Source organism: Fulvimarina endophytica, assembly GCF_003403015.1.
Classification (GTDB): domain Bacteria; phylum Pseudomonadota; class Alphaproteobacteria; order Rhizobiales; family Rhizobiaceae; genus Fulvimarina; species Fulvimarina endophytica.
On the sequence record NZ_QURL01000003.1, the window covers coordinates 541167 to 555472 of the forward strand.

A 14306-nucleotide genomic window follows, 5' to 3' on the forward strand; every position below is an offset into this window, starting at 1 on the left:
GGAACGGCCGGGCCGCCTCGCAGCGGTCCTCGTGCTCGTTCTCGTCGTCCTCGCCTTCGTCGTCGCGCTGGCGACCGCGATCGGTGACTTCCATATCGATCTTGGGACGGTGGTCCTCGCGGTCACCAATCGCCTGGGGCTGACCTCGGCAAACGTCAACGCGCTTCAGGAAAGCGTCGTCTGGGACCTGCGTCTCAGCCGCGCCCTCGTCGCGGCGCTCGCCGGTGCCGGCCTCGCGCTGTGCGGGGCTATCCTCCAGGCGCTCCTGCGCAATCCGCTGGCCGAGCCCTTCGTGCTGGGTGTCTCGGCCGGCGCCTCGACGGGCGCGGTCTGCGTCATCGTGCTCGGCATCGGCGCGGGCGGCCTGTCGCTCTCCATGGGTGCCTTCGCAGGCGCCTTCGCGGCCTTCGGGCTCGTGGCGGCGCTCTCCAACGGGGCGACCAGCGGCCCGAACCATACGATCCTCGCGGGCGTTGCGACGGCACAGCTCTTCAACGCGCTCACCTCCTATATCGTCACCACCTCGGGCAACGCCCAGCAGGCGCGCGACGTCATGTTCTGGCTGCTCGGCAGCTTCGGCGGCGTGCGCTGGCCGGACTTCTACCTTCTCCTCGGCGTGGTTCTGGCTGGCCTCCTCGTCTGCCTCATGATGGCGCGCGCGCTCGACGCCTTCACTTTCGGCGACGAGGACGCGGCCTCTCTCGGCGTGCCGGTCGGCCGCATCCGCCTCATCCTCTTCGCGGTCACCGCCCTCGTCACCGCGACCATCGTCAGCATGGTCGGGGCGATCGGCTTCGTCGGGCTCGTCGTGCCCCATGCGGCCCGCTATGTGGTGGGGCCGATGCATCTGCGCCTTCTGCCCGCCTGCGCGGCCGTCGGCGCCGTCTTCATGGTGCTCGCCGATATCGCCTCGCGCGTCGTCGCCGAGCAGCAGACCGTGCCGATCGGCGTCGTCACCGCACTGGTCGGCGTGCCCTTCTTCGCCCTCATCCTCTATCGCTCGCGGCCGCAATCATGAGTGTCCTTGCCAGAGACCTGTCCTGGGGCGTCGGTCAGAAGACCATCGTCACCGGCATCTCCCTTTCGGTGAAGGAGGGCGAGACGCTCGGCCTCATCGGCCCGAACGGATCGGGCAAGTCCTCGCTCCTGCGCCTGATCGCGGGGCTGAGGCGTCCGCGTTCGGGCACGGTGGAGATCAACGGACGCGACATTTCGGGCGTCAGCCGCCGCAGTCTCGCCCGCGAGGTCGCCTTCGTCCAGCAGAGCGCCTCGACCGAGACCAGCGTCTCGGTCCGCGACGTGGTCAAGCTCGGCCGCACGCCCCACCGCTCGGCGCTGGCCGGCTGGTCGAGGGAGGACGAGGACGCCGTTCGCGGCGCGCTCGAACGCGTCGACATGGCGGGGCACAGCAGCCAGGCCTGGCAGACCCTTTCGGGCGGCGAGCGCCAGCGCGTCCACATTGCCCGCGCGCTCGCCCAGACGCCGAACGTGATGTTCCTCGACGAGCCGACCAACCATCTCGACATCCACCACCAGATCGAGATCCTGCGCATGGTGCGCGATCTCGACCTCACCAGCATCGTCGCGCTTCACGATCTCAATCTGGCGGCCATGTTCTGCGACCGGATCATGGTGATGCAGGGCGGGACGGCGGTCGCCTGCGGAACGCCCGAAGAGGTGCTGACCGCGCCGCTCCTGCGCCGGGTCTTCCGCGTCGATGCCGAGATCAGCTGCGAGGCATCCTGCGGGCGCCCGCACATCCGGTTCGCCCTGTGACGGGACCGGTTTCGCAGGCGCGCGCCCTGCCGAGCGCGAGCGAGCCGCTGGGTATCGGCCTGCGCATCGCCTCGACGCTCGCCTTCGCGGGGATGGGCGTCTGCATCAAGGCGCTCGGCGAGGGCGTGCCGCTCGGCCAGGTGGTGTTCTTCCGGTCCGCCGTCGCCCTCGTGCCGCTGGTCCTCTTCCTCAGATGGTCGGGCGCGTTTCCCAAGGGGCTCGCGACGAAGAACCCCTTCGGCCACATCGTCCGCTGCGTCTTCGGCGCCGTCGCCATGTTCACCTCCTTCGCCACGATCCGCCTCCTGCCGCTGGCCGAGGCGACGCTGCTTTCCTATCTGGCGCCGGTCATGCTCGCCCTCATGGGATGGATATTGCTGCGCGAGGCGCCGAGCGCGCGGCGCATCGGTGGCGTGGCACTCGGCCTTGCGGGCGGTGCCGCCTTCTGCCTGCCGGCGCTTTCGGGCGAGGTGCCCGAGGGCGCGACGCTCGGACTGATCCTCGGGCTCGCGACGGCGGTGCTCACGGCCGGCGCGCTGATCCAGGTCCGCCGGCTGACGCTTGCCGGCGAGAACGCCGGTGCCATCGCCTTCTGGTTCGCGGTCGTCTGCTCCATCGCGGGGCTTGCGACCCTTCCCCTCGGCTGGGTGATGCCGGACCCCGATCAACTGGCGCTGCTCGTCGGCGCCGGCCTTGCCGGAGGCGCCGCCCATATCCTGATGACGCTCTCCTTCCGCCATGCCGAGGCGAGCGCGCTCGCGCCCTTCGAATATCTCTCGATCCTCTGGGCGGCCGGCGCGGGCTTCACCTTCTTCGGAGAGGTGCCGAACTGGAGCTTCCTCCTCGCCGCCCCGCTGATCCTCGCCGGCTCCCTCGTGAGCCTCAAGAGAGCGCCGCGGGCACCGGCTGGCGCGGCGCAGGAGCGCTGACGGCGACACGGCGCTTCCCGTCCGGCAGGATCGGGGGCGGACGCGGTCTCGCACGAGGAGCTTTGCACGCCGGGGCTCGTGCCCTCAGTTTGCCTGGAGCGCGGCCTCGGGCAGGGTCACCGCGTGCAGCACCTCGCGGATCAGCGGATTGGGGAATTTCCGGCCGATCGTGACGGCCGAGAAGGTCTCCCTCACATCGTCGAGGCGCGCGAACTCCTTCAGGAGCCCCGCCTCGAGTTCGTCCTGGACGACGATGGGCGGGATCACTGCGATGCCGGCATCCGCGCGCGCAAGAAGGCGCAGCATCGCCATGTCGTCGGCCTCCGCTGCGATCTTCGGCACGATGCCGAGACGTTCGAGAAGCGCCTCGAAGCCGGCGCGCAGGGAGGATTCGGGTGTCGGCAGGATCAAGGGCCGGGTGGCGAGGATCTCCTCGACGCTCATCGGCCCGGCGAGCCTGCCCGGCGTGCCGATGAGGCTCACCGGCTGGTCGGCGATGGTGTGGACGAGGAAGGGGCTCGATGCGTCGCGCGCCGGCACGAGATTGGTGAGGACGATGTCGAGCGACTGGGCCTCCAGCCCACGTAAGAGCGTGTCCTGGCTTCCCGATCGCAGGATCACCTCCACATCGTCGCGCCCGATCAGGGGATCGAGGAACGAGATCTGGAAATTGCGCGACAGGGTGGCGAGCGCGCCGATCCTCAGGGCGCGCCGCTTGGCCTCGGCCCGCTTCAGGGTCGCGGTCAGGTTGTCGGCCGCGCGGAAGATCTCCTCGGCATGGTCGAGCGCGATCCGGCCCGCTTCCGACAGGACGAGACTGCGTCCGCTGCGCTCGAAGAGGTCGTGGCCGAGGGAAGCCTCCAGCGACCGGATCTGCGTGGAGACCGCCGACTGGGAGATGTGCAGCGCCTTCGCGGCCCCGGTCAGGGTTCCGTCCCGTGCCACGGCCCGGAAGAGGCGCAGATGATGGAGGTTCAGCACGGCATTAATTCCATAAAACAGAACGATTTTGCAAAATATATGAAATTTTCCGAATGATCGCCATGGCGTATCCAGGCTGCGAACCCGGCATGGAGAAGCCTCATCATGTTTTCGTTCTCGTTCATCGCCCCTTGCGTCCTTCTTGCGGCCGCATGCCTTGCCGCGTCGAGGCCGGGCCGCCGTCCGGCGGGCGTGCCGAAGATCGCCGAAGCTGCGGCGCTCTGCGCCTTCGCGCTCACCGCTCTCGGCCTTGTCGGCCTTCTTCTGTCAGGCCCGGCCTCTCTCTCGCTCGGCTCGGGTCCGGCCGCCCTCGCTCTTAATGCCGGGCCCGTGGGGGTGACGCTGGCGCTCCTCGTCGGCTTCGTCGGCTGGATCGTGACCCGCTACAGCCGCACCTATCTCGACGGCGAGGCGAGGGAGGGGCGGTTCCACGCCCTGATGCTGGCGACGCTCGCCTGCGTGCTCGTCTTCGTCCAGTCGGGCAGCCTTGCCGTGCTCGCTCTCTCCACCGCGCTCGTGGGGCTCGGGCTGAGACGCCTGCTTCTCTTCTACGGCGAGCGGGCCGAGGCCCGGCGCGCGGCGACCAAGTTCGCGCTGGTCTGGCATGGCGGCGACGTCGCGCTGCTTCTCGCCTCGCTTCTGCTGGCCTTGAGCTACGGCACCGGACGCCTCGGCGAGATTGCGACGCTTGCCGAAGCGTCCGGCCTCACCTGGGCAGGCTCTGTCGCCGTCGCGCTGATCGTTCTGGCGGCCGCGCTGAAGACGGCGGCCTTTCCCCTGCATGGCTGGCTCACCGAGGTGATGGAGGCGCCGACGCCGGTCTCGGCCCTCCTTCACGCCGGCATCATCAATTCGGGCGGCGTTCTTCTGATCTCGTTTTCGGGCCTCGTCCAACTGAGCCCCGGTGCCATGGCCGCTTTGGTGATCGTCGGCGGCTTCACGGCGCTCTTCGGCGCGGCGGTGATGCTTACCCAGAGCGCGGTGAAGACGTCGCTCGCCTGGTCCACCGTCTCCCAGATGGGCTTCCTCCTCCTGCAATGCGGGCTCGGCCTTTGGGCCCTCGCCATGCTGCACATCCTCGCCCACTCGCTCTACAAGGCCCATGCCTTCCTTTCCTCGGGCGGCGCGGTGAAGGCCGTCGCGGGGCTTCGCCGCCCGGGACCCATCGCGGTTCCGAGCATCGGGGCGGTGATGAAGTCTTTCGCCCTGGCTCTCGCCCTCTACGCTCTGATCGCGGCGCTCTTCACCCTGGTTCTGGGCGCAAAGACACCTCAGGCGCTCGCGCTCGGCACGATCCTCGTCTTCGGTGTGTCCTATCTCGTGGCCCAGGGGATGGCCGATCTCGCCCCTGCGGACCTGACGCGGCGCACCGCGCTCGCCTCGCTCGGCGCGACCCTTGCCTATTTCGTCTTCCAGGCGGGCGCTCACGCGATCTGGGGACCCTTCCTGCCGGCAGCGCCAGTGCCGGGCCCGCTCGAATGGGCGCTGATCGTGCTAGCGCTCCTCTCCTTCGGCCTCGTCGCCTTCGCCCAGGCCCTCTTCCCGCTCTGGGCCCATCACCCCGCCGCCGCCGGCCTCAGGGTGCATCTGGCGAACGGCCTCTACCTCAACGCCCTTCTCGACCGGGCGATCGGCGGCTTTCGCAGACCCGCAACGAACTGATCCCGCAACTCCCTGACATCGAGGAGACCGATATGTTCACGACCCAGTCCCCGATCGCGCCGTCCCTGATGTCGGCGATCCTGAAGAGCGCCGAGACCGCCGCCCGGCGCATTCCGCCGGCCTTTCCCCTGGAGGCGACCGTCGCGGTCAATCCCTTCCTCGGCCAGAGCGGCGAGGACCTCGCGGCGGCGAGCGCGCGCCTGCGGCGGGTCGCGGGCGTCTCGGCGACGCTTCCGGGTTCGGACTACGCCGAGGCGATCGAGAGGGGCGAGATCGCCCATGCCGATCTCGAAGAGGCGCTCGCCGCCTCGTCCTCGCCGCTCAAGCCCGCAAGCCCCATCCTCCTCGCCGCCTTCGCCGCGACCGGGGCAGGCCCGGCATCCCGGGCCCTGCCGACCATCGCCGATCTCGCCCTGGAGGCGACGGGCGTCGACTGGCCCTCGATCATCGAGAAGACCGTCGGCGTCTGGGCGGCCGGTCACTTCGACCGGGGGCAGGCCCTCTGGTCGCCGCGGCCGGGCATCGAGGCCTTCGCCTCCTGGCGGGCCTGGGCGACGAGCGACCTGACGCCGGAGATCGCGGGCCTTTCCGGCTTCTGCAGCTTCGTGACGGAGGTTCCCGATACCGCCGAACGCGCGATCCTGCGGGCCGCAAGGACGCTCGGTATCGACGCGCAAGGGGCCGAGACCGCCTTCCACCGGCTCTACATGGATCTCGGCGGCTGGTCGCAGCACGCCCGCTGGCTCCTGTGGCAGGCCGAACTCCGGGGTGGGACGGACCGGACGCTCGCCGATCTCCTGGCGATCCGCCTGATCTTCGAGGAGGCGCTCTTCGCCCATGTTCCCGCGATCGCCGGCAGATGGGCCGAGACCGTGCGCGCCCAAGAGGCGCCGGTTGAGCCTTCGCGCGAGGACGTGGCGCTGGCGATCCTCCAGGATGCGCGCGAGCGGGCGCATCAACGCCGGCTCGCCTCGCTTCTCGATGGCGAGGCGCCGGCGAGGGGGCGTCCCGCCCTACAGGCGGCCTTCTGCATCGATGTGCGCTCGGAGGTCTTCCGGCGGGCGCTGGAAAGCGTCGATCCGGGCATCGAGACCATCGGCTTTGCCGGCTTCTTCGGTCTGCCTCTCGCGCACAAGGCCCATGCCTCCGACGTCGTGGAGGCGCATCTGCCGGTTCTCCTGAACCCTGCGATCGAGACCGTGAGCCATGCGGAAGGCGGCGGCGAGAGGCAAGCGCGGATCGCCGCGCGCACCGTCAGGGCCTGGGGCCGGTTCCGGCAGGCGGCGGTCTCCTCCTTCGCCTTCGTGGAGGCGGCGGGCCTCGTCTATGCGGCCAAGCTGGTGCGCGATGCCCTCGGCAAGGGAGGCAAGGGCTCCAAGCCTTCGCCCGCGCCGAGGGTCGTCGGCGGCCTCGATGCCGAGGCCAAGGCCGATACGGCGGCGGCGGTGCTGCGCGCCATGAGCCTCACCGAAGGCCATGGCGAGATCGTCCTCCTCCTCGGCCATGGCGCCAGGGTGACGAACAATCCCCATGAGAGCGCCTATCACTGCGGCGCCTGCGGCGGACATACGGGCGAGGTCTCGGCAAGGCTCCTCGCCGCCCTCCTCAACGATCCCGAGACGCGGACGGGACTTGTCGAGCGGGGCATCGGGGTTCCCGAAGATACGCTCTTCGTCGCAGGCCTCCACGACACGACGACCGACGCGGTCACGATCTACGCCGAGGATCTGCCGCCGGGCCGGGCCCACGGGATCGGCCGTATCGTCCGCTGGCTCGACGAAGCGGGCGCTGCCGCGCGCGCCGAGCGGGCCGCGAGCCTGCCGGGGGCGAGCGCCGGGACGCTCGCCGCACGGGCGCTCGACTGGGCGCAGACGCGCCCGGAATGGGGGCTCGCCGGCTGCGCCGCCTTCCTCGCCGCCCCGCGCGAGGCGACCTGCGGAAGGGATCTCGGCGGGCGGGCCTTCCTCCACACCTATGACTGGAGGGCCGACGATCACTTCGCCACCCTGCAACTGATCCTCACCGCGCCCGTCGTCGTCGCGAGCTGGATCAGCCTGCAATATTACGGCTCGTCCGTGATGCCGGAGGTCTTCGGCGGCGGTAACAAGCTCATCCACAACGTGGTCGGCGGCATCGGCGTCATCGAGGGCAATTCGGGCCGGCTGCGGCCGGGCCTGCCCTGGCAGTCGGTCCATGACGGCGAACGGCTGATGCACGAGCCCTTGCGCCTCACGGTGATGATCGAGGCACCGCGCGAGGCGATTGCGGATGTTCTGGCCCGCCACCCCGAGGTTCGCACCCTGTTCGACCAGGGCTGGCTGCATCTCTTCGCCCTCAAGGAGGGAGGGATCGAGGCCCGCTATCGGCCGGGCCTTCTATGGGAGGAGATGCGGCTCGACCTTGCGGCGTAACGCCGGCGCCGTGTCCGGGCCCGCGCACGAGGATCGCCCACCGATCACCGGCGCGGGCCTTCGTCGTCGAAGGCGCATCCGCGGCCATGCGCGATTTGACCATCCGATAAAATTTTTGACCGGACGGTTTGACGGCTTCATCGGAATGGTTCTAATCTTTTGCCAGAGGGTCGCTTTGCCACCCGTGCGAAGCCGCTCCGTCGAGGCCATCGAAGGACCGCATCCCATGTCGCACAGCCCCCAGAGACGCTCTCCCCCCGACATCGCGGCCGGCCGCGTCAGTGCCGACGGGCTGCGCGCGAACTTCTCCGATCTCCACCCCCCGCTGACCGCCCACGAGGCGGTCGTCGAGGCCGATCGGTGCTATTTCTGCTATGACGCGCCCTGCGTTCAGGCCTGCCCGACCGGCATCGACATCCCCCTCTTCATCCGCCAGATCCAGACCGGCCTGCCGCAGAGCGCAGCCGAGACGATCTTCGAGGCCAATATCCTCGGCGGCATGTGCGCGAGGGTCTGTCCGACCGAGACCCTGTGCGAGGAGGTCTGCGTTCGCGAGGTGGCGGAGGGCAAGCCGGTGAAGATCGGCGAATTGCAGCGCCACGCGACCGATCGCCTGATCGAGACGGGCGAGCATCCCTTCGAGCGCGCGCCCGAGACGGGCCGGCGCGTCGCGGTCGTCGGCGCCGGGCCCGCCGGCCTCTCCTGCGCCCACCGCCTCGCCGTCAACGGCCATGCGGTCACCCTGTTCGATGCCCGCGACAAGCTCGGCGGGCTCAACGAGTACGGCATCGCCGCCTACAAGGCGACGGAGGAGTTCGCCCGGCGCGAGGTGGAGTTCGTTCTCTCGATCGGCGGCATCGAGGTGAGGACCGGCACCGCCCTCGGCCGGGATATCCATCTCGGCGATCTCGTCCGGGACTATGACGGGGTGTTTCTCGGCCTGGGTCTCGGCGCCGTCAACGCCCTTGCGGCCGAGGGCGCCGACCATGGCGAAAGCCGCGATGCGGTCGCCTGGATCGCCGATCTGCGCCAGACCCGCGATCTCGCCGAACTGCCGATCGGCCGGCGCGTGGTCGTCATCGGCGGCGGCATGACCGCGATCGACGCCGCGATCCAGGCCAAGGCGCTGGGCGCCGAGGAGGTGACGATCGCCTATCGGCGCGGTCAGGAGGCGATGAACGCCTCGGCTTACGAGCAGGAACTCGCCCAGACCCGGGGCGTGACGATCCGCACGAACCTCCAGCCGAGGCGCGTCGTCGTCGAGGACGGATCCGTGCGGGCGATCGAACTCGAACGCACGCGTCTCGATGCCGATGGACGCCTTGCTGCCACGGGAGAGATCGTGACGATCGAGGCCGATCAGGTGTTCAAGGCGATCGGCCAGGCTTTCGTGCCCGAAGGCTGCAGCGGCGGGGAGGGCGAGGGGCTCGCGCTCGAGGGCGGGCGCATCCGGGTCGATGCCTCCCGGCGCACGAGCCGCGCCGGCATCTGGGCCGGCGGCGACTGCGTGGCCGGCGGCGAGGATCTGACCGTGACCGCCGTGGAAGACGGCAAGATCGCGGCGAACGACATCCACGCGGCCCTTTCGGCCGGACAGCAACAGGCGGCGGAGTAGACGTCATGGCCGATCTCTCGACGAATTTCATCGGAATCCGTTCGCCCAATCCGTTCTGGCTCGCCTCCGCGCCACCGACGGACAAGGAATACAACGTGCGCCGCGCCTTCGAGGCCGGCTGGGGCGGCGTCGTCTGGAAGACCCTCGGCCAGGATCCGGCGGTGGTGAACGTGAACGGCCCGCGCTATGGCGCGATCCACGGGGCGGGCCGCCGGCTTCTCGGCTTCAACAATATCGAGCTCATCACCGACCGCTCGCTTGAGACGAACCTTGCCGAGATCGAGCGGGTCAAGCGCGACTATCCGGACCATGCGGTCGTCGTCTCGCTGATGGTGCCGTGCGAGGAGGAGGCCTGGAAGGCGATCCTGCCCCGGGTCGAGGCGACGGGAGCGGACGGGCTGGAGCTCAATTTCGGCTGCCCGCACGGCATGTCCGAGCGCGGCATGGGCTCGGCCGTGGGTCAGGTGCCCGAATATATCGAGATGGTCACCCGCTGGTGCAAAACCCATTCGCGCCTGCCGGTGATCGTCAAGCTGACGCCGAACATCACCGATATCCGATTTCCGGCCCGGGCCGCCAAGGCCGGCGGTGCGGACGCGGTCTCCCTCATCAACACCATCTCCTCGATCGTCTCGATCGACCTCGACAATTTCGCCCCGCAGCCCTCGATCGACGGCAAGGGCAGCCATGGCGGCTATTGCGGGCCGGCGGTCAAGCCTATCGCCCTCAACATGACGGCCGAGATCGCCCGGGACCCTCAGACCGCCGGCATTCCGATCTCCGGCATCGGCGGGGTGACCACATGGCGGGACGCGGCCGAGTTCATCGCGCTCGGCTGCGGCACGGTCCAGGTCTGCACGGCGGCCATGACCTACGGCTTCCGCGTGGTCGAGGAGATGAAGGCGGGGCTCGCCCGCTGGATGGACGAGAAGGGCTACGCCAGCATTGAGGACTTCCGCGGCCGGGCCGCGCCGAACGTCACCGACTGGCAGTATCTCAACCTCAACTACGTGACCAAGGCGCGGATCGACCAGGACAAGTGCATCTCCTGCGGGCGCTGCCATATCGCCTGCGAGGATACCTCCCATCAGGCGATCACCGCCATGAAGGACGGGCGGCGCCATTTCGAGGTGATCGACGAGGAATGCGTCGGCTGCAATCTGTGCGTCGAGGTCTGCCCGGTCGAGGACTGCATCACCATGGAGCGCATTTCGGGAACCGATCCGCGCACCGGGAAGGCGATCCCCGAGACCTACGCCAACTGGACGCAGCATCCGAACAACCCGTCGGCCGCCGAGCGCCTGCAGTTCGCGCCCGAACCGGTGGTCGCGGACGCGGCGGAGTAGGACGCGGCGAACCTAGTCTCTCGGGCGCACGCCCGACAGGATGATCGTCAGCACCGCCTGGGCGGCCTGGTCGGAAAAGCCCGGCCCGTCCACCTGGGTGCCGAGAAGCGCGCGGATCTGGACGTCGAAGTCGGCATAGTGCTGGGTCGTCGCCCAGATCGCGAAGATCAGGTGATGCGGGTCGACGGGGGCGAGCCGTCCCTCGCCGACCCAGCCGCGCACGATCGCCGCCTTCTCGTCGACGAGCGCCTTGAGAGGGCCTTTGAGGAAGTCCTCGACCACCGGCGCGCCGGAGAGGATCTCGTTGGCGAAGAGGCGCGAGGCCTCGGGCCGGCGTCTTGCCAGATCGAGCTTGGCGGAGATGTAGCGGCGCAGTTCCTCCACGGGCTCACCGTCCGGATCGATCGCGGCGAGGGGTTCCAGCCAGGCATCGAGCGTCGCCTCCAGAAGCGCGCGATAGATGTCCTGCTTGCGCCGGAAATAGTAGAGGAGATTGGGCTTCGACATCTCCGCTTCGCTGGCGATCTGGTCGACGGTCGAGCCGCGCAGGCCATGCTTGGCGAAGACCGACAGGGCGGCCTCCAGGATGATCTCCCGGTTGACTGCCTGGGTCCGCGTGCGCGGTCTCTTCGCCTCGGCGGTCTTGCCCGCCGTCTTGCCCGGTTGCATGGTCATGGCCTGCCTCTACAGCATTGGCGCCGAAAGTGGATGCGGGTTTTCGGCGGATGGCGCAAAAACGGATGCGGGTGGATCGTCGCCGGGCCGCCGGCAGCGGCCAGGGACCGCCCGGAGCCTGGCTCGACATGGTTAAAAATTGTGCGTTGCGAAAAGTGCTTAGAACGAGCACAAAGTCCTTGACGCATCCCGTGCCGCGGGCCTAGCGTTTTGACCAATTAGTCAAATATGGCGACCCGCCCCCGCAGTCCATCGAAAGCTTTCATGCCATGAACCAGCCCGTGCGATCCAATCCGAACGATCTCGAAGCGTTCTGGATGCCGTTCACCGCCAACCGGCAGTTCAAGGCGGCGCCGCGCATGTTCGCCTCGGCCAAGGACATGCACTACCGCACGACCGACGGACGCGAGGTGATCGACGGGACGGCGGGCCTGTGGTGCGTGAATGCCGGCCATTGCCGCGAGACGATCACCGAGGCGATCCGGCGGCAGGTGGGCGAACTCGACTTCGCGCCGACCTTCCAGATGGGCCATCCGCTCGCCTTCGAACTCGCCTCGCGCCTCGCATCGATCGCGCCGGAAGGCCTCGACCGGGTGTTCTTCACCAATTCCGGTTCGGAATCGGTCGAGACCGCGCTGAAGATCGCGCTCGCTTTTCACCGGGCGTGCGGCGAGGGGCAGCGCACCCGCCTCATCGGCCGCGAGCGCGGCTATCACGGCACCAATTTCGGCGGCATATCGGTCGGCGGCATCGTCGGCAATCGCAAGATGTTCGGCACGCTTCTGGCCGGCGTCGACCATATGCGCCACACCCACGACCCGGCCCGCAACGGCTTCTCGCGCGGCGAGACCGAGCATGGCGCCGAACTCGCCGAGGATCTGGTGCGGCTGGCGACCCTGCACGACCCCTCGACCATCGCCGCCGTCATCGTCGAGCCGGTCGCCGGATCGACGGGCGTCCTGCCGCCGCCCAAGGGCTATCTGAAGCGGCTGCGCGAGATCTGCGACCAGCACGGCATCCTCCTCATCTTCGACGAGGTGATCACCGGATACGGGCGTCTGGGTGCGGCCTTCGCCGCCGAGCGCTTCGGCGTGACGCCGGATATCCTCGTCACCGCCAAGGGCCTCACCAACGGCGTCATCCCCATGGGCGCGGTCATCGCCTCCAACACGGTCCACGACGCGATCGTGAACGGGCCCGAGCACATGATCGAGTTCGCCCACGGCTACACCTATTCCGGCAATCCGGTGGCCGCCGCCGCAGGGCTCGCCACCCTCGAGACCTATCAGGAGGAGGGTCTTTTCGAGCATGCCGCGAGCCTCGAGGAGGTCTGGGCCGATGCGATCCACTCCCTGCGCGACGAGCCCCACGTGATCGACATCCGCACGATTGGTCTGATCGGTGCGATCGAGCTGAAACCCCATGAGGACGGGCCGACGAAGCGGGCCTATTCGGCCTTCGTGCGGGCCTTCGAGACCGGGCTTCTGATCCGCGTGACGGGCGATATCATCGCCCTCTCGCCGCCGCTGATCGTTTCGAAGGACGATATCGGACGGATCGTCGAGGGGCTGAGATCCGTGCTTCGCTCGATCGATTAGGCGCTGAGGTCCCGCCCGCCACGCAAAGACCACCCGCCGAAGGATCCGCCATGCCCAGCCCCACGAACATCACCATCGACGCCGACCGGCTGTGGGCCTCGATCCATGAAATGGCGGAGATCGGTCCCGGCATCGCGGGCGGCTCGAACCGCCAGACCCTAACCGACGAGGACGGCGAGGGGCGCCATCTCTTCAAGCGCTGGTGCGAGGCGGCGGGCCTTACCCTGGCGACCGACGCCATGGGCAACATGTTCGCGCGGCGCGAGGGAACGGACCCCGATGCCCTGCCGGTCTATGTGGGAAGCCATCTCGACACCCAGCCGACGGGCGGACGCTATGACGGCGTGCTCGGCGTTCTGGGCGGACTGGAGGTCGTGCGCACCCTCAACGATCTCGGCATCAGGACGAAGCACCCGATCGTCGTCACCAACTGGACGAACGAGGAGGGCGCGCGCTTTCCCCCCGCAATGATGGCCTCGGCGGTGTTCGCCGGCGTTCTTTCCCTGGAAGAGGCCTATGCCAAGACCGATGCGAAGGGCCTCGCCTTCGGCGACGAATTGGAGCGGATCGGCTGGAAGGGCGAGGAGGAGGTCGGCGCGCGCAGGATGCATGCCTTCCTGGAGCTTCACATCGAGCAGGGTCCGATCCTCGAAGCCGAGGGCAAGGATATCGGCGTCGTCACCCATGGTCAGGGCCTGCGCTGGATCCAGTGCATCGTGACGGGCAAGGAGAGCCATACCGGCTCGACGCCCATGCCGCTCCGCCGCAATGCCGGGCGCGGCCTTGCCCAGATCACCGAGCTCGTCCACGCGATCGCCATGGACAATGCGCCGAATGCCGTCGGGGCGATCGGCCATATCGACGTCTATCCCAATTCCCGCAATATCATTCCCGGCAAGGTCGTCTTCACGATCGACTTCCGCAGCCACGAACTCGACCGGCTGAACGCCATGGTCGAGCGCTTCGAGGCGGAAGCGCCGAAGCTGTGCGAGGCGCTCGGCGTGGAGCTCTCCCACGAGATCGTCGGCCAGTTCGACCCGCCGGCATTCGATCCCGGGCTGTTGCAGTCGATCCGGGACGGCGCGGACAGGCTCGGCTACAGCCATATCGACATCGTCTCGGGCGCGGGCCACGACGCCTGCTGGATCAACAATGTCGCGCCCACCGCCATGATCATGTGCCCCTGCGTCGGCGGCCTCTCCCACAACGAGGCCGAGGAGATCACGAAGGACTGGGCCAAGGCCGGCACCGATGTGCTCCTTCATGCGGTGGTGGAGACGGCGGAGATCGTGGAATAGGATCGAGTAACGGTG

At 68.7% G+C, this 14306-nt stretch carries 11 protein-coding genes; 9 read left to right on the top strand and 2 right to left on the bottom strand.

Annotated features, from left to right (window positions below; genetic code table 11):
* The first annotated feature begins 31 nt into the window (after positions 1–31).
* Genes DYI37_RS09005 through DYI37_RS09015 form a run of 3 tightly spaced genes read left to right on the top strand, consistent with a single transcriptional unit; the run spans position 32 to position 2705 of the window.
* Complete coding sequence (locus DYI37_RS09005; RefSeq protein ID WP_425365038.1) at positions 32–1018, top strand: FecCD family ABC transporter permease; 987 nt, start codon at positions 32–34, stop codon at positions 1016–1018.
* Positions 1015–1776 carry an ABC transporter ATP-binding protein gene (locus tag DYI37_RS09010; RefSeq protein WP_116682854.1) on the top strand — a complete coding sequence of 254 codons (762 nt, stop codon included), beginning with the start codon at positions 1015–1017 and terminating at the stop codon, positions 1774–1776. Before DYI37_RS09005 ends, DYI37_RS09010 begins: the two co-directional genes overlap by 4 nt.
* The gene (locus DYI37_RS09015; RefSeq protein WP_245413842.1) at positions 1773–2705 is read left to right on the top strand and encodes a DMT family transporter; all 933 of its coding nucleotides are present in this window, start codon (positions 1773–1775) and stop codon (positions 2703–2705) included. Before DYI37_RS09010 ends, DYI37_RS09015 begins: the two co-directional genes overlap by 4 nt.
* A gap of 84 nt (positions 2706–2789) precedes the next feature.
* Here DYI37_RS09015 and DYI37_RS09020 read toward each other — a convergent pair whose 3' ends face one another.
* Entirely contained in the window at positions 2790–3686 is an 897-nt protein-coding gene (locus DYI37_RS09020; protein ID WP_116682855.1) for a LysR family transcriptional regulator, read from the bottom strand.
* Between the two features lie 105 nt (positions 3687–3791).
* Between DYI37_RS09020 and DYI37_RS09025 the strand changes: the two genes are divergently transcribed.
* The 4 genes from DYI37_RS09025 to preA all read left to right on the top strand — a co-directional run bounded on the left by DYI37_RS09025 (position 3792) and on the right by preA (position 10720).
* A complete protein-coding gene (locus DYI37_RS09025; RefSeq protein WP_116682856.1) occupies positions 3792–5348 on the top strand; it encodes a proton-conducting transporter transmembrane domain-containing protein in 1557 nt (518 codons plus the stop codon).
* A 32-nt stretch (positions 5349–5380) separates the two neighbouring features.
* On the top strand, positions 5381–7759 hold the full coding sequence (locus DYI37_RS09030) for a YbcC family protein (protein ID WP_116682857.1): 2379 nt from the start codon (positions 5381–5383) through the stop codon (positions 7757–7759).
* Positions 7760–7985: 226 nt separating this feature from the next.
* Positions 7986–9374, top strand: a complete 1389-nt coding sequence (locus tag DYI37_RS09035; protein ID WP_116682858.1) for an NAD(P)-dependent oxidoreductase — start codon at positions 7986–7988, stop codon at positions 9372–9374.
* Positions 9375–9379: 5 nt separating this feature from the next.
* Positions 9380–10720: an NAD-dependent dihydropyrimidine dehydrogenase subunit PreA gene (preA, locus tag DYI37_RS09040; protein WP_116682859.1), complete on the top strand. Its 1341-nt coding sequence runs from the start codon at positions 9380–9382 to the stop codon at positions 10718–10720.
* Positions 10721–10732: 12 nt separating this feature from the next.
* Here preA and DYI37_RS09045 read toward each other — a convergent pair whose 3' ends face one another.
* Positions 10733–11395: a TetR family transcriptional regulator C-terminal domain-containing protein gene (locus tag DYI37_RS09045; RefSeq protein WP_199520114.1), complete on the bottom strand. Its 663-nt coding sequence runs from the start codon at positions 11393–11395 to the stop codon at positions 10733–10735.
* A 269-nt stretch (positions 11396–11664) separates the two neighbouring features.
* Between DYI37_RS09045 and aptA the strand changes: the two genes are divergently transcribed.
* Positions 11665–12993 (top strand): omega-aminotransferase AptA, encoded by a 1329-nt coding sequence (aptA, locus tag DYI37_RS09050; RefSeq protein ID WP_116682860.1) that lies wholly within the window; start codon positions 11665–11667, stop codon positions 12991–12993.
* Between the two features lie 50 nt (positions 12994–13043).
* Positions 13044–14291: a Zn-dependent hydrolase gene (locus DYI37_RS09055; RefSeq protein ID WP_116682861.1), complete on the top strand. Its 1248-nt coding sequence runs from the start codon at positions 13044–13046 to the stop codon at positions 14289–14291.
* The last annotated feature ends 15 nt before the right edge of the window (positions 14292–14306 follow it).

Excerpts from the sequence above, each read along its gene's own strand:
- DYI37_RS09010 (WP_116682854.1), top strand. The coding sequence starts at position 1,015 with ATGAGTGTCCTTGCCAGAGACCTGTCCTGGGGCGTCGGTCAGAAGACC.
- DYI37_RS09025 (WP_116682856.1), top strand. The coding sequence starts at position 3,792 with ATGTTTTCGTTCTCGTTCATCGCCCCTTGCGTCCTTCTTGCGGCCGCA.
- DYI37_RS09030 (WP_116682857.1), top strand. The coding sequence starts at position 5,381 with ATGTTCACGACCCAGTCCCCGATCGCGCCGTCCCTGATGTCGGCGATC.
- DYI37_RS09035 (WP_116682858.1), top strand. The coding sequence starts at position 7,986 with ATGTCGCACAGCCCCCAGAGACGCTCTCCCCCCGACATCGCGGCCGGC.
- preA (WP_116682859.1), top strand. The coding sequence starts at position 9,380 with ATGGCCGATCTCTCGACGAATTTCATCGGAATCCGTTCGCCCAATCCG.
- DYI37_RS09045 (WP_199520114.1), bottom strand. The coding sequence starts at position 11,395 with ATGACCATGCAACCGGGCAAGACGGCGGGCAAGACCGCCGAGGCGAAG.
- aptA (WP_116682860.1), top strand. The coding sequence starts at position 11,665 with ATGAACCAGCCCGTGCGATCCAATCCGAACGATCTCGAAGCGTTCTGG.
- DYI37_RS09055 (WP_116682861.1), top strand. The coding sequence starts at position 13,044 with ATGCCCAGCCCCACGAACATCACCATCGACGCCGACCGGCTGTGGGCC.